A 21,057-nucleotide genomic window follows, 5' to 3' on the forward strand; every position below is an offset into this window, starting at 1 on the left:
TAGGATCGACGCGCTCATCTTGCGGCATTACACTCCCTCAAGTCCTCGTTTGACATTCAGAGCAACCCCTCACCCAGAGGTACTCCACCAAGCCGGATTTCCGGCTTCTTCCCAGATATAGACGAATGTGGATCCCGTATCCTGAGCCCCACGAGTCATCGCACCCATGCAGCTTGAACATGGTGGCCGGGATCCATTGATGACCACATATCCATCCAATGGCACTGGCATCTCCCCGAAGAATTCGTCATCGTAGACTATCTTCGTGCCATAGCTCGGCACACCGCCAGCCATACGGGCTGCTCGGTTTTCAGTATGACTGAGCGTCTCCCCACCACGGCCCATAGCTTGCTCCGCTGGCGTCTGCGCGCCGCTTCGAATGTCGTAGTCGTGCAGGATTTTTCCATTGCTATCGTGCACCGTCACCGTTGCGGTGTGCGTGGTAGCCGTAGTGGGACAGGAATTGAGCGTACCCAGATCGATATTGTGAACCAAGATCGGTGTCGATCCGGCCATCACATAGTACGTGTGGAGTTCCTTGACGGTGAGGTTCCAGCGGTTCGCTGTACCGGGTGTGATCCGTGTGGAAACGACGTAGGCGTGGTCGTTGTCGGCTGTGTTGAGAGCGTCTCCATGGTGGAGTTCGCCGGCCGGTTTCCAGGTGTGGGTGGTGTCGTCCCAGAAGGGGTGGTTGGCGGTGGTGTGCAGGGTTGCGGTGTGGCCGTCCTTGTCTTGGACGGTGACGTCGAGCAGGTCCTTGTCGTGGTTGATCCAGATGTGCTGGACGGTACGACCGCCCCGGTGTTTGCCCGTCTTGGGGTCAGCGGACTCGACCTTGTCACCGGTCTTGATCTTGCCGATTGCCTTGGTCTTGCCGCCTGCCATGAGGACAGGCGTCGAGGGGGAGAAACTGCAGCGGGCCGATGACTCCGTGGGCTTCGTGCCCGCGTTCCCCGCTTCCGGTTTGCTCGGTTTGGTTGCTTCCGCGTTCGCTTCTGTCGCGTGCTCTTGTGCGTTGGCGCGCTTTGCGGCGACGAGGTCGGCCGCGTCGTCTGCGGCTTCGCTCGCTGCACTGGCGTCGGCGCCGGCTGTCGCGACTGTCGCACCCTCCGCTGCACCCTCTTCGATGACCCGTGCGGCACCCACCCCCGCACCCAGACCTATACGTATGCGGACGCCGAGGAGCATGCTGCCGCCAGCATCTGCATCTCCAGCACCCGCGACTATCCCTGTAGCACATTCCACGAAGGTGGCGAGGCACAGCCCGACGCCCCCCACGGCTCCCACGGTTACCATCCCTGCGGCCGTGTAGAGCAGCAGACCGCCGTCGTAGCTTTCGCACCGGTTGGTACCGAAGTCTGCCGGCTGGCAGGGGGTCTCGCCGAGTGTCGGTGTCGGCGTCTGTGTGGAGGACGGGGTCGACCCCGTGGAAGGCGTTGGCGTGGTGGACGGTGAGGGCGAGCCGGTGGAGCCGCCGGAGGTCTTGGTGCCGCTCCCGCCGCTGTGGTGCTTCTTTTTACCGCCACCGCAGCCAATGCCGGTTTCCTGGCAGCTGGGCGACTCCCCCCAGCTGGCCGGGTCCATCCCTGTGGGGTCACTGCTGCTGGCGGGATTGTCGGCGGCGTAGGTGTAGCCGCCCATCTGGTTGGGGTCGCCAGCCTGGAAGACCGGGTCGGGGGTGAGGAAGCGGCCTGTGACGGGGTCGTAGTTGCGGGCGCCCAGCAGGTTCAGGCCGGTGACGGGGTCGGCGGGTTGTCCGAGGAAGCCGTGGTTCTCGTCCGCAGCCACCCAGGAACTCGGCTTCGTGCCGCGGGGGTTGCCGAAGGGGTCGAAGGAGCGGCGGGTGACGGTCAGGGTGGAGGCGTCCACGGCGGTGACAGCGGTGCCCTGTCCGGTGGCGACCTGGTAGGAGACCGTGCCGGTGCTGGAGCGGGTGACGGTGGTGCCGTCCGGGCCGGTGATGTTGCGCAGGCCGGTCCAGGTCTTGGCGGAGATGTTGAGGGTGATCTGTTCGGCGCCGCCGAAGAGGTAGAGGATGCGGGTCTTGTCGGCGCCGTCGACGGCGGCGGTCTGTTCGAGCAGGCCGCCCTGGGCGTCGTAGAGGTACTTGCTGGTGTTGGTGTGGGTGCCGGAGGTGGTGGCGACGGTGGCCGTGCGGCCTTCGGCGTCGTAGGTGAAGGTCTGGCTCTGGCCGGCCGGGACAGCGCCGGTGGCGGCGTTGGTCCAGGTCTGGCCGGTGCCGCCGCAGGCGGTGAGGGTGAGCTGGGTGCCGGTGGTGGCGGAGGCGGCGGGGTCGGTCAGGCACATTGCGGTGTTGGCGTTGCTGACCAGGGTGCCGGTGGTGGTGACCTTCCACTTCTGGGTGGCGTCGGTCTTGCAGGTGTCGATCACCACGAGGGTGCCGCTGGTGGTGGCGTTACCGGTGGTGTCCAGGCACATGCCAAGGACCTTCACCGTGCCGTCGGTACCGACCGTCCACTTCTCGCTGGTGGCGCCGTTGCAGGTGTTGACCTGCACCTTGGTGCCGGCGGTGGTGGAACCGCCGGCGTCGTCGACGCACCGCTTGACGCCGCCGGTGATGGTGAAGGAACTGGTCAGCGGACCGGTGGAGGTTACTTTCCGGCTGATCGTGTCGCCGGCGTTCACGTTGCCGTGGGCGGGGTCGGTGTAGGTCGGGGCGATGGTCGCCGTACCGGCCGGGTTGGTGAGGGTGGCCGTGCCTGCCTGGTCGGGCAGGGTCGCGGGCGCCGTGCCGTTCGCGCCGGGGTAAGTGACGGCCTGGGTGGTGTCGTTGAGGGCGTTGCCGGTGGTGTCGTGGTTGACCGTGCCGGTGCGGTCACCAAGCTGGTCGTAGGTGTAGCTCTGCCAGTAGGGGGCCGGGCCGCCGACGGTGGAGGCAGTGATGGGAGACGTGGTGGTCGTCTGCACCCGTGCGGTAGTACAGCCGCCGACCGCGCCAGGTGTGGCAGCGTTCGGGTCGGTGATCCCGGCGGTGTCGGTCCAGGCGGTGGTCAGGCGCTGGAACGAGTCGTAGGTGAAGCACTGGGTGTCGTGCGTGGTGTTGTCCTGCAGGTCGTCGATCGCGGTGAGTTCTCCGGCCTGGTTGTAGCGCAGGTTGGTGACGTCCAGGGCGTTTGCCGAGGTCTGCAGCATGCTGCTGGTCTGGGTGACTCGCCCGGTGGTGGCGTCGTACTGGGCGAAGGTCGCCAGTTCCTTGCCGGTGCGGCCGTAGTTGGCCTGCAGCACGCGTCCGAAGGCGTCGTGGACGGCGGTGTCGAGGTAGGCGGGGGTGTTGGCGGAGTTGATGAAGCCGCCGATTCCGTCGAGGTTGCCCTGCTGGGTGTAGCCGTAGTCGATGTCCTCGGCCGGCAGGTTGCCGTCAGCCTGGAAGTGCGTGGTGGACAGCAGGCCGACCGTGTCGGTGTAGTGGTTGGTGGTCGTGTAGGTGACGCTGCCGGATGCGGGTGCGCTGGACTGGCCAGCGGCGGCGAAGCCGTCGGACGCCGGGACGGTCAGCGTGGTGCCCAGCGGCTGGTAGGCGGTGTTGTAGGCGGTGACGGCCTGGGTGTAGGCGGCCCCTGAGGCGCCACCGACGTAGCGGGTGGCAGAGGTCGCATAACCCTTGGCCAGCGTGTCGTAGACGTGGGAGACCAGCAGCTTGGACTGGTCGGGGGTGGCCGACCATGCGGCGGCGTACTCGGCCGTGGGCCGGTTGTCCCAGTCGTAGGCGACGGACATGGCCTGGCCGCGGGCGTCGGTGGTCTGGAGCAGGTTGCCGGAGACGTCGTACTTGTCGAACGTGGTCGTGCCGGTGTTCGGGTCGCTCTGGGTCAGCTTCTGGCCGAGCAGGTTGTAGGTGTACGACCAGGCGTTGCCCGCGTTGTCCTTGATCGACTCGATCTGGCCAGCGGGGGTGTAGGTGTACTTGGTGGTGGCGTCGGCCGCCGCGACGGCGCCCGCGGTGCCTTGCTTCCACAGCACGGTGGTGCCGTTGGAGGCGACGACGACCGCGGTGGAGTCGTTGCGGACCCGGAAGGTGGCGCCGGTGGTGGCGGTCAGGCCGGTGGTCCACAGCTGTGCTGCGGCCGTGCTGTAGATGACCAGGTTGCCGTCGGTTCCGAACTTGGCCCAGGCGCCGGCGTGGCCGGAGGTGCCGGAGGACCAGATGGTCGCCCCGCTCGCCAGGGCGGACAGGACGAGGTTGCCGTCCGGCTGCATCGTCAGGCGCACGCTGTCGGAGGTCAGCGATGTCCCGGACGGGATCACCGAGCCACCCGTCAGGGTGACGGTGGAGCCGGTGTTCTTCACCACTGTGCTGGTGGTCTGGCCCACGGCGTTGGTGAAAGAGGCGGTGGAGCGTCCTCCGGCCGCTGCCGTGGTGTCGACCTCGTCGGCGCCCGGGTAGCTGGTGGAGGTGTGCCACTGCTCGGCGGCCTGGTGCCAGAGGGTCGCCTTCAGGGACCGGCCCTCACCGTCGTAGGCGGTGGTGGTCTCCGAGGGGATCTGGTTCTCGTTCGCCGCGTACAGCGTGGTCGAGGGGAAGTTGTTCGGCTCCGAGTACGGCGCGTAGGACGCCACCTGCCAGCCGTGGGAATCGTAGAAGGTGTCGGAGATGATCCGGCCCGCATTGGAGTCGCCCATGGCGGTGGCCTGGGTCTGACGGGGCTGGAGCATGCCGTCGTAGATCGAGACCGACGTCGCGTACGTGCCGTCGTCCCGCAGCGTCTTGGAGGTGACCGAGGTGGGCGCGCCGGACTGGGTGATGGTGTCGCCGGGTGCGGGGACGGCGCCGGGGTTGACGGAGTACGCGAAAGTGCGGTCCGCGCTCTGACCGGCTGCCTTGTCCCGGCCGGGCAGCCACACCGCGGTGCGCCGGCCAAGCGCGTCGTAGGTCATGTCGGTCTTGCGGCCGTTGGCGTCGACGTTCTCCGTGGGGACGCCCCGCAGCGGGTCGAGGGTGGAGGCGACAGTCCAGTTCTTGCTGTTGGTGGTGGTGATACCGGTGGGGTTGGTATTGCCACCTGCCGAGGTCCACGGTGGGGTGAAGTCGGTGTGGGTGTTCTGCCCGGTGACGTCGAGTGTGTCGGTGATCCGCCCGGCGTCGTCGTACTTCATCGCCGAGTTGGTCTGCCAGTTCTCCGTGGTGCCCGTGTAACCGGTGGCCGTCCGCATGGCGGTGACCCGGCCGATCGCCGTACTGCCGCTCTGCTGAAGCTGCCCGAAGGTTCCCAGGTTGGTAAGGGTGCCGTCACCGTCGTAGTAGAGCTTCCTGTCGGCCAGGAGGGTGGAGGCGCTCGGTGCGGTGCCGCAGGGGCCGCTGACGGTGGTGGTCTGGTCGGGGTAGGACAGGGCCATCGAGTTGCCGGACGGCGGCGTCGCGTAGGTGGTGGTGGCGCACTTCTCCTGCTTGGGGTCGACGCCGTCGCCGTGCTCGTCGACGGTGGACAGGCGGCTCTGGCCGTCGAATGCTGCGTCGGTTTTGGTGTGCCGCCAGGTCCCGTCGGCGAGGCGTTCGTACTTCAGGGATGCGGCGGATTTGATCCGGCGAGCGGTGAGGTCGGGCAGGGTGGACAGTGCCGGCTCGCTGTCACCGGGGTTGTCCTCCTGGGTCCAGTCCGTCCAGGGTGTCTGTCCTGCGGAGGCGGTGGTGGTGAAGGTGAACGGGCCGTTGACGCTGACGGCGTCGACCGTGCCGCCGGCCTGGGTGTAGGTGTCGTCCTCGAGTGCCGTGCCGGACAACTGGTCCGCGTCGGTCACGCTCAGGACGGTGTTGCCGCCAGCCTTGGCGTCGAGGGTGACGGAGCGGCGGGTGCCGTCGGCCTTGTAGTCGCCGTCCATGCCCTGCAGATATGTGGTGGTCTGCTGGGTGACGGGTTCCGGGGCCTGGCCGGTCTGTACGGTGACGGTGCGGAAGCCGCGGAACTGGTCCCAGGTGCGGTACTGGTCGTCGGTCGTGGCCGAGTCGTCCCGGTGCCAGGCGGGGGACGAGTAGCTGTAGTGGGAGATCTGGGCCTCGGAGCCGGCCGGGTTGTTCTGCGCGTCCGGTTTGTACTGGCCGGCGATGGTCAGGTCGGATACGGCCACGCTGTCGACCGTGACTTTGTTGAACCAGTCCGCGATCGGCTTCGAGGCGCCGGGGACCGTCCAGTAGACCGGATAGCAGGAGTGGGTGTTGCTGTCCGCCTGGGAGATCGACATGGTCAAGCCCGCGCAGGGAGCGGGGTTGTACTCGACGGCGATGGACTCGCCGGTCTCCGTCTGCACGCTGGAGATGCGCGGCCGGTACAGCGGCGGGGCGGAGGGGGAATCGTCGTTGACCCGGTTGTCGATCTCGGTTCCGGTGAAGGACACCTGGTTCAAGTCGATGTCGCTGTTGCCGTTGTTGTAGGTGTCCTTGCCGGTGTGCTTGATCGACTGCAGCCACATGACGGCCTGCAGCATTCCGGCGTCCTTGGGGTCCACCGTGGTGCCGGTGACCGGGTCGACGGTGCCGCCGGCGTCCGAGTAGACCTGGCCCAGCTTGTAGGAGTCGACGGCGGTGAGCTGGTCGGTCGCCTTCACATGGACCTTGGTGGTGATGGAATCCAGCCTGGTGGTGGCCCAGAAGGTGGGGCTCGAGGTGATGCACACGTCGTCGGGGACGCTCGTGGCGCCGTCCGGCAGCTTGGTCTTGTCTGTCGAGTCGCAGTGCAGGTCCCACGGCACGTCCGGCCAGTGGGTGGCGGTGCTGTCCTTCAGATTGTCGGCCGAGCAATCGGTGAAGCTGCCGGCGGTCTGGCAGCGCTGGGCCAGGCCGAGGTCCACTTCCGCGGCGGGGGCACGCCCCGCCTGCTCGTCGGCCAGGGTGTAGCCGTAGGAGATAAGGGTCAGCGCGCCGCCGCGGGTGTACGAGGTCAGGGTGCCGGTGTCGTCCGGGTCGGTTGACTCGGACGCCTGGCCGCCGCCGAGGTCGTAGTAGTTGGACTCGGTGGTGTAGTCGTAGCGCTGCACGAATCCGGTCGGCGACACCACGAAGTCGAGGTTCCAGCGCCATCCTTCCGGCTTGTCACAGCGGGAGGCCTTGCCCTTGGCGTCGTCGTGACACGGGTCCGCCGAGCGCGGGTGCAGGACGGGGACCCCCCAGGCGGAGTGCGTGGAGGAGTCGTCCGGGCTCGCGGGCATGGTGGCATCGGTGCCCGCACCGCTCGGAGAATGGTCTGCACCGAAGTATGCGGCGGTGCCGTCCTTGGTCAGAACCCGGTAGTAGATGCCGTCGTGCAGGCCGTTGTCGGCTCCGGACAGTTCCTGCACGACGGTGCCGTCGTCACCCTGCAGCCGCCACTGCTTGATCTCGCCGGGCACGCTCGAGTCCACCCCGTCGGGCACCAGCACTCCGGAATGCGCGCCGAATGACAGCGTGGCATTGTCTCCGCCCCAGCACTCGTCACCGGAGCCCTTGAGGATCTTGTCTCCACCGGAGTCGAGCAATGAGTCGCACTGACGGTAAGACCGCTCCACGGACCCGACCTGGTAACTCCAGCCGTCCCCGATCCAAGAAGCCTGGGAGTTGCGGGCAGTGGTCTCGCCGTCGACGGACTGGGAGTCGTAACTCAGGCCGACGGACGGCGCATTGCTGCCGACTGCGGACGGCACGGAGATCGGGTAGGCGTAGGTGAAGGATCCCGTGGCCGACGCCTGCCAGGTTCCCGCCGCCGACAGCTCCGTTGCCCCGTAGTCGCCTTGCGAGCCGGAGGTGCCGGAGGTCACGGCGAGCGCCGTGGTAGCGGCGGCCGCAGCCGCGGTCAGCGGCGCGGTGCGGACCGACATCGTGTCCGGTCCGTTCGCACCCTCGGTCTGCTTCGGGGATGCGCTGCTCAGTGCCGGTGCCGGGGATGCGCTGCTCGGAGCCGGCTCGGCGGTGTCGGCGGGCTGTGCGGGCTTCGAGGGGGTGGCGCTTGCCGTCGGCTGCGAACTGCTCGTTCCGTCGGTCGACTTGGAGTCGTCCCCCCCTTGGTCCGTGCGAGACGCGGAGGCCATGGTGACGGTCGCCGTCAGCTGCCCGGCGGAGGCCCGGTTGGTGAACTTCAGCGGGGTGGCCTTCTGGCACTCCGCCTTCTCCGGAGTGGTCAGCGCGCAGCCCGGCAACTGCACGAGCCGCAGCCGGGAGCCGTAACCGCCTCCGTACGCACGGGCGATGGCCGAGTAGTCGATGACCACCTTGACTCGGTCATGAGCGGTTGCGGTGCCGGAGGAGCTGCCGGCAGGGGTATTGGACTGTCTGCCCGAGGGGGTGATGCCGAGGAGCATGCCGTTGGCGCCGGTGCGCAGTGTCTGGGTGTGGGACGCGGCCTGCACCTGCACGGAGTCGACGCTCTGCTTGGTGTCGGCGGGCGCCACCCAGACGGGTAGGGAACCTGCCTTGACCGGCTTGGTGTTGCCCGGTGCGCCGAGGTCGACGACGGCGGTGCCGGCCTTGGGCCACTGCTTCGCCTGTGCCCGGTAGGTGGCCAGCGGCTTGTAGCCCTTGGGGTGGCGTCGCGCCTTCGGCTGCAGAAGGTGTGACCCTACGGCTTTGGTGGTGGGGAGTTTCTCGGGGCGCCATACGGTGCCGTCGAAGGTGAAGCCGCCGTGGTGGCCGAAGCCGTCGTCGCCGGAGTGACCTGCCATGAAGCCGGGCATTCCGAAGCCCGTGGTGACGACTACCGGCACCAGGAGCGCGAGCAGGGCGATCGGAACGGTCCACAGGCCGAGTCCGCCGAGGAATTTCCGGTGCCACGTTCCCTCGAACCAGCGCCGTCTGCCACTCACGCGTAAACCCCCCACCGCACGGCCCTTTTGAGGGTCCGTCACACAGTTCGATCACAGGTGCGCGATCGAACCGGAGACTAGGTAGCTTCATGATCACGACTCAAGACACTTTGCCGTTTCCAGGGAGAAGCCATGCATGCCCATGACAGATCCTGTGTAGTTTCTGTGCCGGAATTGATCACTTCTCAGATCTCTGTGGCAACCGGGCTCTTTCACCCCGCTGCCCCTCGAACCAAAGGAAGCCCGCCAGGTGTTGAGACCTCCGATACGCAACCGCCCAAGGCGCGCTGTTGCGGCCGGTAGACTGGCCATGTTCGCTGCGGTACTGAGCCTGTTGGCGACGCTCCCCCAACTGCCCGCCGTCGCCGACGACTCCGCACCCGCTCCGGCCGACCCGCTGCTGGCCGCCCGGTCCGAGGCCCTCTCCACGGGCAGGACCGTCCCGGTGGACGCGCTGACCACGGAGGTCTCCACCACCGACGCACTGCCGGACGGCACCTTCACCAGCACCACCAGCGCGTTGCCCACCCGCGTCCTGCAGGACGGCGAGTGGACCCCGGTGGATTCCACCCTTGCCGCCGACGGCCACGGCAACTACGCGCCCCAGGCCACACCGAACAAGGTCACCCTCTCCGGCGGCGGCAACGGCCCGCTGGTCACCCTGACCCACGCCGACGGCCCCAGCATGGCGCTGACTCTGCCCTTCACCCTGCCGGCACCGAGCGTCAGCGACGACACGGCGCTGTATTCCTCGGTGCTGCCCGGCGTCGACCTGTCGGTCTCCGTCACCGACCAGGGCGGCTTCAGCGACGTCCTGATCGTCCACAACGCGGACGCGGCGGCCAACCCGCGCCTGAAGAAACTCACACTGGCCGCCGACACCCGCGGCCTCACACTCGCCGCCGCCGACTCCGACAGCATGAAGGCCACCACCACCGACGGCGAAGTGGCCTACACCAGCCCGCAGCCGCTGATGTGGGACTCCGCCACCACCCCGCCCAGGCTCGGCGGCCCGGTGGCCGACGTGACATCCTCCGTGGACGGCCCCGGCCCGGAGGCAACCACCAAGCCGGTCGCCATGACCGCCACGAGCAGCGCCGTGACACTGACCCCCGACGCCGGCATGCTCACCGACGCGGACACCGCCTACCCGGTGTACATCGACCCCTACACCAACCCGGTCTCATCGACCGCCGGCCACTACACCGAGGTCTACTCCAGCTCGACCTGCGACAACTCCCCGCAGTACGACAAGGCACAGACCAACGGACAGGGTGCGGGCTATCAGCGGTGGGGCGGCGCCTGCGGGACAGGGCTGGAGCGTTCCTACTGGGCGATCAAAACCGACAAACTGCACGCATCGTTCGTGGTCTCCGACGCCTACGTGAAGATCTCCACCACCTTCGCGGCGAGCTACGACTGCAGCCAGAACCAGCCGCTCACCCTCCACACCACCAATGCGATCAGCTCCAGCACCGACTGGCTGTCGCGCCCCGGCGTCCACGACACCGCCTTCCCCCCGGTGACCGACACGGTGCCCAGCGGCGCCAACTCCGGCAGCTCCTGCAGCAACAGCACCGCCACCTTCCACGTCAAGGCGCAAGCCCAGAAGATCGCCGACGAAGACGGCAACGGCTACGACGCGGACGGCACCTTCGGTGACGGCGCCAGCACCTGGACCATCGGCCTGTACGGCAACGAGTCGGAGTCCTCGAGCAACGACGACTACCTGCGCCTGTCCACCACGCTGACCCTCACCACCAAGTTCGACATCCCGCCCGGGATACCCACCAAGCTGCAAACGACCCCGGATGCCACCGGTGCCACGGCCGCCTGCACCACCAGCGGAGTGGGCTGGATCGGTGCCACCACCTACTCCGGCGCCGGCAGCGACATCACCCTCCACTCCACCGTCACCAGCCAGATCTCCGGCGAGAAGGTCAAAGCGCACTACTACGTCTGGGACCGCACCATCGACCCCGACGGCGACGGCAACGGCGCCGCCGTCTCGACCCCGGACAGCCAATCGCTGGCCTCCGGCACCGACGCGGCGATGAAGATCGGCGCCACCCTCAAAGACGGACACCAGTACGGCTGGGACGTCTACGCCGAGGACGACTCCGACCAAGGCCTGACCTCGGGCAAATCCGACCACTGCTGGTTCAACACCGACTTCACCGCACCGCCCACCCCCGACATCTCCGGGAACCCGGCCTTCCCCCAGGTCGGAACCGCACGAGACGGCGACCCCGTCTACGCCGGCCCCGGCAAGACCAGCGGCTTCACCGTCGCCGGCACCGACGCCCCTGCCTCCGACGACACCTGCGACCCGAACGCCTGCAAGTCCAGCGGCATGGCGTCCTTCCTGTGGCAGCTCGACTCACCGCCCACCGCAGCCGACGGCCAGAGCGCCACGGTCTCCGGAACCGACAGCCAGGGCCGCTCCACCGCCACCATCCCCGTCCCGATCCAGGACTGGGGCGTACACACCCTGTACGTCGCCGGAGTCGACAAGGCCGGCAACATCTCCACCAGCCCCACCGGCTACACCTTCACGGTCCCCTGGAACCCCGCCACCACGATCAAGCCCGGCGACATCTCCGGCGACGGCGTACCCGACCTGCTCGCCACCACCAAAACCGGCGACCTCGACCTGATCCCCGGCAACCAGGACCCGGGCCAGAACACCGCACCCGTCCACAGCGACCCGGTCACCGACACCCTGCACGTCACCGGCCCCGTCACGGTCTCCGCCAAGGAGGACTCCCCCGACGGCACCGGCTGGAACAACTACCTCATCGCCCACCGCGGCAACCTGCACGGCGCGAGCGGCGACGACCTGTGGGCGTACAACAAGAGCAGCCACAACCTCTACATCGTCAAGAACGACCTGGACCCGGTCAACGACGCCTCCATCCCCCGAACCCCCTGGTCCGCCCTCGGCGGCTTCGTCGACAAGCGCTTCGACCGCGTCGTCAAGGACGCCTGCGCGGCGCCCGACGTCGTCGCCGACGACACACGCTGCCGCGGCACCGACTACAACAGCACGAGCTGGAACGTCAGCCAGCTCATCGCCCCGGGCAACGTCTTCGGCAACACCGACGACTACCCCGCCGTCATCACCGTCGAGAACAAGGAACTCTGGATCTACCAGTCCGACGGCGGCTACCACCTCAAGAACCCGCTCCTGCTCGGTGACGGCGACTGGACCGGCCAGAGCCTGATCGCCGCGGGCACCTTCAAGGGCAAGCCCGTCCTGTGGTCCCGCGACAACACGACCGGCCAGCTGTACAGCTACCCGATCACCGTCGACCCGGCCACGCTGGTCCCCGACCTGCTCCACCCGGGCACGCACACCAGCCTCGGCCTCACCCTGTCGCCGACTGCCTACCCGGTCGTCGCCTCCCCCGGCGACGTCAACAGCCCGGTCCGAAGCACCTCCACCACCCCCGGCGGCCCGGACGGCATGCCGGATCTGTATGCCGTCGACGCCTACGGCCAGCTCCTCGAGTACAACTACCGCCAGAGCCTGGTCCTCACCTCACCGCCGACCTACGACTTCGCCCCGGCCGTCTCACTGGGATCGGTCACCGACACTGCCACCCACTGGTGGAAGCTGGCCGAAGGCAGCGGCGCCACGACCGCAGACAGCACCGGAACACTCACCGCCGGCCTGTCCGGCGGGTACTCCTGGACCAACGACACCGCCCGCGGCAACGCCCTCACCCTGAACGGCACCAGCGGATACGGCAGCGCGACCGGCCCGGCCGTGGACACTTCCAAGAGCTTCACCGTCTCCGCCTGGGTCAAGCTCAACTCCCTCACTGCCAACAGCACGTTCCTCTCCCAGAACGGCACCACCAACAACGGCTTCCAGCTGTACTACTCCTCCGGCGCCCAGGCCTGGGCGTTCGGCCGGCACAGCACGGACACCAGCAGCGCCGTCTGGCGAGCGACCTACGGGACCAAGCCGGTTGTCGGCCGGTGGACGCATCTCGTCGGCGTCTACGACGCCTCCGCCAAGGAGATCCACCTCTACGTCGACGGCAAGCTCACCGCCACCAACGACTGGACCTACTCCCCGTGGAACGCCACCGGCCCCCTGCAGATCGGCCGCAAGCTCGCCTCCGGGACCTACGGCGAATACACCAACGGCGCGATCAGCAACGTCCGCATCTATCCCTATGCTCTTCCCCCGGCCGATGCCGCGTCCGCCGATGACCTGCCCAAGGTCGCCCAACTGGACTGACACCTGACCGTCATTCCGTACCGCCGCCCGCACCCGGACACCTCCGGGTGCGGGCGGCGCCGACACGGATCCGAAATCCGGCTCCGCCCAAGCAACCCACCTCTGCCCTGGGAACCTTCATGAGACGCAGCACCTTCCTGGCCGCGGCCACGGCGACCGCCCTGTCCGCCTCCCTGTTCACGGGAACCGCCCTGGCCCACGCGGACGGCACCACCGGCGGTCCCGTCCTGTCCGACGCCGACGGCTGGTACGAGCCGGGCCTGCTCTTCGTCACGGCGCACTCCGACAGCCCGCTCACTCGGATCACGGCCCACTTCTATCCGCTGGACGCACCGGACGGGGCCCCGGAGGCCGGATCGACCGAGGACTTCACCCAGTACGAGGGGCAGGACGCCAGCTCCGGCGTCTGGAGGGCGCCGGTGCACCTGGCCGAACTCGGCGACTACCGGGTGACGGTCGATCTGCAGGACGCCTCCGGCGCCACCGTCACCGAGGCCCTCTCGCCGCACACCCTGCACTACCGGACCGTCATCACGGTCACCGGCGTCACCACCACCCCGACGGTCCCGGACTACCTTCACCAGGACGTCTCCGTCAGCGGCACCGTCGTCGCCCGGGACCCCCGCGACCCTGACACGCCGGCTCCCGCCGACGGGGTCACCATCGGCGTCGACGCCGGGTACGTCCACACGACCGCGACCACCGCCGCCGACGGTCGCTTCACCGCTGCCTTCGTCCCTGCCGAGCCGTTCTTCCAGCTGTACACCGTGCCCGAGGCCTCCAGCCGCTACCCGGGGGCGATCCACCCGCCGATGTCCCCCCAGAACCTGCACACCGCGCAGGCACCGGTCCGTTTCTCTGCCAGCACGCACACCCTGAACCTGCAGCAGGGTGCGACGGGTACCGTCACCGGCCACGCGGAGATCCAGACCGCCTCAGGTTGGCAGCCGCTGCCGCACACCGCGATCACCCTCGAGGGCCGCGCCGTGGCCGGGCAAACGACCACCGACAACCGGGGCGACTACACCCTGCACGTCTCCTCTGAGAACGCCGCCCCCAGCGCCGAACTCGTCGCAGGCACGGGCGACATGCCCTTCCAGCAGACAACCACCGAACCCTTCAGCCTCCACGTCGCCTACACCACACACATCGCGCTGAGCGCATCACTCAACGACGATGGGTCCCTGCAAACTCACGGCGACGTCGATTACGAAGACACCCACGCCCACTGGCCCGCCCAGCCCACCGTCACCCTGCAGTACTCCAAGGACGGCAAGAGCGGCTGGAAGGACGCCGCCACCGTTCCGGTCCCGATCCGCCACAACCGACCTCTGTTCCAGGAGACGTTCGCCCGCACCCTCGCCAAGCCGGACACCGACGCGTACTGGCGGGCCCGTTTCAACGGCAACCCCGACCTCGGCAGCAGTACCACGAAGCCGGTGCACCTCTACCGCTACGCCACCCGCATCACCGGCTTCCACGCCTCCTCCGACACCGTGCGCAAGAGCCAGGCGATCAGCTTCGCGGGCACCCTCCAGTACAAGAAGGGCACCACCTGGAAGCCTCTCCAAGGGGGCGCACCCACCCTCTACTTCAAGCCTCGCGGCTCCACCACCTACCACTACGTCTGCGAACTGGGCAGTGACGCCAACGGCCACCTCGAGGGCCGGGTGAGCGCCGAGCGGGACGGCACCTGGGCCGTCGCCCTCAGCCGCGAGACCGGAAACCACTACCTCACCAGCACCAGGGTCACCGACTACGTCGACGTCCGCTGATCCGCGTCACAACGGATCCAGCGCGCGCCGCTCTGTCCGTCCGGCCGGCCCGGTGAGTGCGGGGCCGGCCAGCTGGGCGACACGGTGCGAGGGAATGACGGTGTGCCGCCGGTTCGTCCAGTTCAAGCGCCACTGCTGGTTGGCGCCTGATACGTGCTAGGAAGCTAGGCGTGGCCTGACTTTGATGACCAGGTTCAATGGAACATCATCACTCTCGTTGCGCCGCATGAGGCGAACTTAGAACGCTGCGGCGACCGCTGCGGGTGCATCAAGGAAGTTCCCCTACCGGATCTGACTGACGGCCCTTCAGGCACGGCAGGCGGGCGGTACGCCTCAACCAAGCGCGACGGCAGATCGGACGAACGGTCCCGATGTCGTGAGGCTTTCCGTGGCTTTCCCAGCGGTCCTGGGAGCAGCTGGGCACCGAAGTCGCATAGGACTCACCAGGTGGTACCGGTCGAGCTTCAGGATGGCGATTGGTCCGGCTTCGCTGCTACAGGACACCCGGGTCCGGTTTCGGGGCAGCGGCACTGCCCACAGCGCCGCAGCTCCCGAGCAACTCGCCAGACCCGGCAGCACCGTTCGGCGAAGGACTCGGACGCTACCGGGGCGGCCTGACCCGCAAATCCGCCTCGCCGACAATGGCTCCACCGGTCAAAGCCGGTGCTCGCGCTGACCGGCCGTCACTCGGCAGCCGAGTTCTCCTTCCGCCACCTCCACCGCCAGAGCGCGTCGGCCCGGTGGTCGTGCTCGAAGCCCTCACCAAGAGGCCCCACCCGCTCGAACGCCTCAGCGGTGCGCGGATCGTCGCGCACGGCGAGACCGTAAGCGGCTTCCAAACGCACGAGTTGATCGTCCTCGTCGAGCAGCCCTGCCAGGGCGTCGGCGACCGCGGACGTACGATCCCGAGAACCGGCCAGTGCCGCCACGGCCGCACCCCGCGAGTCGGGATCCGGGTCCTCGGCCAACAGGAGCAGCGCCCGGGTGATCTCCGAGAGGAGGTCGTCGTCCCGCATGCTCGCCGCACACGCCCTGAGCCGCACCTCGGCATCCGGATCGCGCAGGAGGGTGAGCAGAGCGGCCCTGGCCGCCGGGGTGCGGGCAACGTCGTCCGTGGAGAGGGCGTAGGGCACTTCGCGGCGCACGCGCGGGTCGGGATGGTCGCGGTAGCGCAGGCCGAGGACTTCCTGGCCCGGATGATCACGGTCCGTGAAGGCGTCGAGCACCTTCGCGAGCATCTCGCCGTCCGTTTCCTCGGCCGCCCAGGCGGCCAGGAGTTCGCTCTCCTTCTTCTCGTAGTAGGGGCTGGTATCGAGGAACCCCCGCATCCGCAGGTAGTCCAACACGAACCGGCGATGCACCAGGTCACGGTCGTGGCGATGGGCCACCACAGCCGACCAGGTCTCAAAGCTGCGGCGCTCGCTGAGGATCCAGCAGACCGTCGACCAGTTCACATGGTCCTCTTCATGCCGGCCGACAGCACGGGCGATCAGTTCGTCGACGGGGGTCAGGATGCGGAAGGCCCACTCCAGCGACGTCAGGATGGCCCCGTGGCCAGCTCGTACGTTCAGGACGCCGAGTGAGACCAGATCGACCCAGTCGTACTCGCCGTCCTGCACGCGGACCGTCGCGGCCGGACCCTGCGCGCCCGTCCTGCGCCGCAGTTCCTCGACCGCGCCCGTCTCGTACCAGTCCCGGGCCAAGGCGAGCAGCCGTTCACGGGCGGCTTCCGAAAGTCGCAGCCGGGGCTCCTTGCCCAGCACCGCCGAGAAAACCGCCGGAGAGCCACCGTCGACGGCTCGCCACAGCGGCGTGGTTCCATCCGGCAACACCCGGTCAGCATCCGCACCACCCTCCATCAACACCTCGGCCACCGACGCGTCGCAAGCCGCCACGGCCCCGCACAGCACCGGCAGCCCGCCCTCGTCGACCGCGTCCGGATCCGCGCCCCTGTCCAACAGATCCCGCACCGCCTCAGCGTCCCCCGCCCGAACCGCCGACCTCAGCCGACTGTCGAATTCCGTCTCGCCCACGCTTGTGTCCCCCATTCCTAATCACATCGCCGGACCGCCGAGGAAAACCCACAACTCACCGGGGAGGGGCGGACGTACGGCACCAGAATTGTCATGCCTAACTTGACTCTGTCGGAAATCTTGGGGTTCCTCGGCGCTCCAACATGATCAGCAGGCATTCTCGGGGCTGTTACGCCGTGACGAGGGACGGTGCCCAGTGCCGGCGCTTCTTCTGGGCTTAGGTGCTCGACCGCCGTGCCCGTCGCCGTCCGGCAGTACGTCGGGTCGGCGACGCCGGGCCGGCACACAGTCCGTCGACGGCGCGGCGTCTACGTCGCGGGAAGTGCCCCTCGAGGATTGGCCGGGATATCCAGTACTTCGAATGCGCCGGCCGGTCGGGCATGGAGCGAACCGGGCGCGACAGTCGACTGCGGTTCCCGGCACGCCTTTGCGTCAGCCGTCGTCAGGCCACACGCGCAACGAAGAATTCGAACCGGTACTCCTGCCCACCAGTCGGCACCGTTGATGCGGTCGCGCAGGTCCTGGAGGCTGAACTCTTAGCGTGCGTGGCGGCGGCCGAGCGTTTCGAGGTCGGCCGTGGTGCGGTGCTGGGAGGCGGCGTGGACGTCGATGAGGTCGCGGACCGCACTGCGGTCCGCGAGCGCGCGGACCTTGGTGCCGATCACATCGTCGAGGGCCAGCACCGGTCCGTCCCCGGTCTCCACAGGTGCCGCCCAGAATGCCTCCTTGAGGACATCCACCTCGCATTCCTCCCCGGATTTCGGGTCGGTCGCGATGAGACGACCGGAGAGGGCACCCGTCTCGATCTGGCGGATGCTCCAGCCGCGAGTGGTGAGGCCGTCGCCGACCACAGCGACGATCTCGGCGATCGAGGCGGGATTCTCGGTCGCTACGTCGAGGTCCTGGCTGAGGCGGTCGACCAGGCCGTGAGCCTGGACGGCATAGCCACCTGTGATCACCAAGGGGTACGGGGTGCCGATCGCGAGTACATCCGCGAGGAGCCGGCGGTGCAGGTCGGTCAGGTTCACGCGGCCGGCGCGCTCCGGACGGCGGCCAGCTCGGGAAAGGCCGCTTCCCATGCCTCCCGCAGCGGCCTGCTGATCAGGGTGCGCAGCACCGGCCACTGCCCGAGCAGTAGATCCCGGTTCAGGAAGGCGACCAGGTCTTGGCGCTGCCCCTCGGCCAGAACGGTGCGGTAAAGGCTCATCCGCGAGCGCGGCTGCTCCACGTCGTAGGAGCGGCGGCCCGACCATGCCACGTGCAGCGGCAGGTCGACCGAGCCGTGGGTGGGGCCCGTCAGGTCCTGAAGGCGCGCAGGCAACCGCTTGGCGTACTGCTCGCGGAGCAGCTCGAACGCGTTCGGCACCGGGAAACGAGAGGAGCTGAAAGCCATGCTCCGATTATCGCCTGCCGGACCGGGCGGGTGTCGGCCGACGCCGGAACCGGCGCGCCCGACAGCCAGGTCCCGGCAACAGCTGCGGCGGGCCGAGAAGGCCATGCCCTCATGCTCTGGGGGCTGCGACCGGACTGGTTCGGCTACCCGCGACAAAGCGGTGGCCCTCGGTAAGACCCCGTTGCTCTGCAGACCTGACGCCTCGGGTACCGAGTGCCACCTGCCAAGCCTGTCTTCCGGGTGATCATCGATCCAGGACGGGCCGCCCCTATCCAGTCGTCGGCAGGTAGGGATGGCGGCCGGGTGGGCGAGGCGGGCTTCGGGTCTGGGATGACCCGCCCGCCGCCGTCCTTTCGGTCATTGTCTTTCGGCGAAGAGCGACGACGCCGCGACAGCGCTGGACGATCATGCCGTGCGTTGGTCCCGTAACCGTGGCTCCGCGGCTGCGAGGCGAACTTGGCCCGGACCGACGTACAGCAGTCGGCCCGGGCCAGGTCATCGGCTACTGGCACGGCTTGGCCGGGGTCGGCTTCTGCCCCGGCGGTCGGCTCAGTCGAGATACACGTACTGGTCGATGTCCAGCGACGCTCCGGCCCGGGCCAGCCAGGCCAGCAGGGCCGCGCGCAGGAAAATGCCCTTCTGCTGCGGGTCCTCCGGGTCGGTGATCTCTTGGACGAGCACGAGGGAGACGTCGGCGTCCTTCGAGTCGGCCAGGCGCCCCAGCGCTGCGGCGAACTCTGGTCCCCAGGCCAGGACCACCGGTTCGAGATCCTCGGGTCGCCTGGACTCGCCCGGGGCCCGGACGTGGCGAATCCAGGTCGCGTGCTTGCGGGGTGGGGACTGGGGGCGCCTGCGGCTGCCGATCGCGGTCGCTTCGTCCGCTTCGCATCCCAGCCGCGCGGAGATCTCCTGCAGCTGCAGGGATTCGCTGACCACCCTCAGGTACATCCGGAACGCGCTCACGGCCGGTACCTGTAATTCGTCGGAACCAAGATCTTCCCGTCCTTGCTCACGAGGACGACTCTGCCCTCGCCGTCGCGCATCGCGTCGAACCGCGACACGTTGTTCTTCCCCACCCAGTCGGCCTTGAAGCCGTGGGGGTCCTCTCCGACGGTCTTGAGCGCCTTCTCGAGCTGCTTCTCTTTGATCTTGACCAGGGAGCCTCGCTCGATGGCCGCTGCGTCGGGGATCTCTCCCTTGATGAAACCACAGGACGCGTTGTGGACGAGTACGGGTGTGGCTCCGGCCAGCACGTAGTAGGTGTGCAGGTCGTTGACGGTCAGGTTGTAGGCGCCCTGCGGCTCCTTCCAGTGCGCGACCTTGTCGATGCGCACCGCGGTGCCGCCCGGGGTGCGCATCGCCTCACCGGAGTTGAGGTCGCGGGCGTCCGCCCATCGCCCCCGGTTCTCGACCCAGAAGGGGTGGTGGTCGGTCGCGGTGAGCGTGGCCGGCTCCGCTCCCCCGTCGCCGGTCAGGGTGACGCTGGTGAAGTCCTCGTCGTCGGGCGTGTAGATGGTGTCCTCGACCGGCCGCGAGCCGGTGATCCCAGCCTGCGGGTCGGTGGCCAGGACGCTGTCGCCGACGGTGATCTGCTCGATGGGCACCGTGGTGGTGCCGTCGCCCATGAGAACCCGCGTGCCGGCCGGGAAGCTGTTGCAGTTCGGCATCTTGTCGCCCTTGCGGGCGGCCCTGATGTCCTCCGGGAGCAGCTTGCCCCCGTACTTGAGCCAGCGCATGACCGCGAGCGAGCCCAGCGCCCGGTCGGTGTCGCTCACCTTCTCACCGGTGGCCAGGTCGCTGCCGGTGATGGCTTCGATGACGCCCTTGGCGTCCCCGATCCCGGGCATCAGGTTGAGCAGCACCGACATCCGGCGCTCCTGGGCGGCCCGTTCCTCGACGGTGGTGTCCTTCGACCCGATCTTCTCGGCGAGACGGGAGAAGTCGAAGTCGAAGTCCGGTATCTCGTGGAGCTTGGAGGCGGCCTTGTCCATGCCCTCGACGGCCTTCGTGGTCTCGTTCAGCCCCTTGTTGGCTTCCTTGACTCCCTCATTGAGCTTGTCCATCCCCCGGTTGGCCTTCTCGATGCCCTTGTTGGCCTGGTCCAGGCCTCGGTTGACCTCGGTGGTGGCCTTGTTCATGCCATCGAGGGCGCCGTTCATCTTGTCGAAGCCGGCGTTGATCTGGTCCAGGCTCTTGCCGATGTCCTTGAAGAAGCCCGCGATGTCCCAGGTGTCCTTCGCCGGCCGGTCATCGACGGGCTTCGGATCGGGGTAGTAGTCGCCGACGGCGACAGCGAGCACGGCCAAGGCCTCGACCGACTCAGTGTGGGCGTCGAGAAGGCGGGAAGCCCTGACGACGTCGGTGCGCAGCTTGTCCACGTGCGGCTTGGCGGCCTTGAACGCCTTGAGCGTCTGCTCGTAGATCTGCTTCTTCTTGGCCGGGTCGGTCTCTTTGTCCGGGTCGAGCAGGAGGTAGGGCTTGAGCTTGTACAGCTCGGTCAGCGCCGTCTCCAGCTCCTTGAACGAGCTGCCCTCGTCCTTCATCGCGTCACGAGTGACGTAGAGGAAGACGCCCACGCCGAGGCCGAGCTTGGCGGACTTGAGGGCGAACTCCTTGAGGCAGGCGGGCCGTTCCAGCAGAGGCTGGGAACCGCAGTCGGAGTACTGCGCCACCTTGGCCGCGATCTCCAGCAAGGTGGGCTCCGCCTCTCGCTTCGGCGGCGTCCCGGCCGCCGAGGCGGTGCCCACGCCCGCGCCCAGGGTCAGGCACAGGGCGGTTGCGAGCGTGACGATCTTCTGTTTTACGTGCAGGTGCATGTGT

7 protein-coding genes and 1 pseudogene are annotated in these 21,057 nt (G+C 68.1%); 2 read left to right on the forward strand and 6 right to left on the reverse strand.

Translation table 11 applies throughout. From position 1 onward, the window contains the following. Positions 1–69 precede the first annotated feature (69 nt). On the reverse strand, positions 70–8,787 hold the full coding sequence (locus ABZV42_RS32270; RefSeq protein WP_356054886.1) for a polymorphic toxin-type HINT domain-containing protein: 8,718 nt from the start codon (positions 8,785–8,787) through the stop codon (positions 70–72). 310 nt (positions 8,788–9,097) lie between these two features. Between ABZV42_RS32270 and ABZV42_RS32275 the strand changes: the two genes are divergently transcribed. Beyond that, positions 9,098–13,036, forward strand: a complete 3,939-nt coding sequence (locus tag ABZV42_RS32275) for a LamG domain-containing protein (RefSeq protein WP_356054888.1) — start codon at positions 9,098–9,100, stop codon at positions 13,034–13,036. 119 nt (positions 13,037–13,155) lie between these two features. After that, positions 13,156–14,811: a hypothetical protein gene (locus ABZV42_RS32280; RefSeq protein ID WP_356054890.1), complete on the forward strand. Its 1,656-nt coding sequence runs from the start codon at positions 13,156–13,158 to the stop codon at positions 14,809–14,811. Positions 14,812–15,494: 683 nt separating this feature from the next. Here the strand turns inward: ABZV42_RS32280 and ABZV42_RS32285 are convergent. The 5 genes and pseudogenes from ABZV42_RS32285 to ABZV42_RS32305 all read right to left on the reverse strand — a co-directional run bounded on the left by ABZV42_RS32285 (position 15,495) and on the right by ABZV42_RS32305 (position 21,053). Next, complete coding sequence (locus ABZV42_RS32285; protein ID WP_356054892.1) at positions 15,495–16,859, reverse strand: HEAT repeat domain-containing protein; 1,365 nt, start codon at positions 16,857–16,859, stop codon at positions 15,495–15,497. A gap of 524 nt (positions 16,860–17,383) precedes the next feature. Next, a pseudogene (locus ABZV42_RS32290) lies at positions 17,384–17,872 on the reverse strand (nucleotidyl transferase AbiEii/AbiGii toxin family protein); the annotation flags it as partial. Continuing rightward, on the reverse strand, positions 17,869–18,237 hold the full coding sequence (locus tag ABZV42_RS32295; RefSeq protein WP_356054894.1) for a hypothetical protein: 369 nt from the start codon (positions 18,235–18,237) through the stop codon (positions 17,869–17,871). The pseudogene ABZV42_RS32290 and the gene ABZV42_RS32295, both read right to left, overlap by 4 nt. A gap of 549 nt (positions 18,238–18,786) precedes the next feature. Beyond that, positions 18,787–19,200 (reverse strand): DUF4279 domain-containing protein, encoded by a 414-nt coding sequence (locus tag ABZV42_RS32300; RefSeq protein WP_356054896.1) that lies wholly within the window; start codon positions 19,198–19,200, stop codon positions 18,787–18,789. Then, positions 19,197–21,053, reverse strand: a complete 1,857-nt coding sequence (locus ABZV42_RS32305) for a polymorphic toxin-type HINT domain-containing protein (protein ID WP_356054898.1) — start codon at positions 21,051–21,053, stop codon at positions 19,197–19,199. Before ABZV42_RS32305 ends, ABZV42_RS32300 begins: the two co-directional genes overlap by 4 nt. Positions 21,054–21,057 lie beyond the last annotated feature (4 nt).

Origin of the sequence: Streptomyces sp. NPDC005281, from assembly GCF_040607495.1 — a bacterium.
Taxonomy (GTDB): Bacteria; Actinomycetota; Actinomycetes; order Streptomycetales; family Streptomycetaceae; genus Streptomyces.

Bases quoted from the DNA above. Each gene is read 5' to 3' on its own strand.
- ABZV42_RS32275 (WP_356054888.1), top strand. From the start codon at position 9,098: ATGTTCGCTGCGGTACTGAGCCTGTTGGCGACGCTCCCCCAACTGCCC.
- ABZV42_RS32280 (WP_356054890.1), top strand. From the start codon at position 13,156: ATGAGACGCAGCACCTTCCTGGCCGCGGCCACGGCGACCGCCCTGTCC.
- ABZV42_RS32285 (WP_356054892.1), bottom strand. From the start codon at position 16,859: ATGGGGGACACAAGCGTGGGCGAGACGGAATTCGACAGTCGGCTGAGG.
- ABZV42_RS32295 (WP_356054894.1), bottom strand. From the start codon at position 18,237: ATGGCTTTCAGCTCCTCTCGTTTCCCGGTGCCGAACGCGTTCGAGCTG.
- ABZV42_RS32305 (WP_356054898.1), bottom strand. From the start codon at position 21,053: ATGCACCTGCACGTAAAACAGAAGATCGTCACGCTCGCAACCGCCCTG.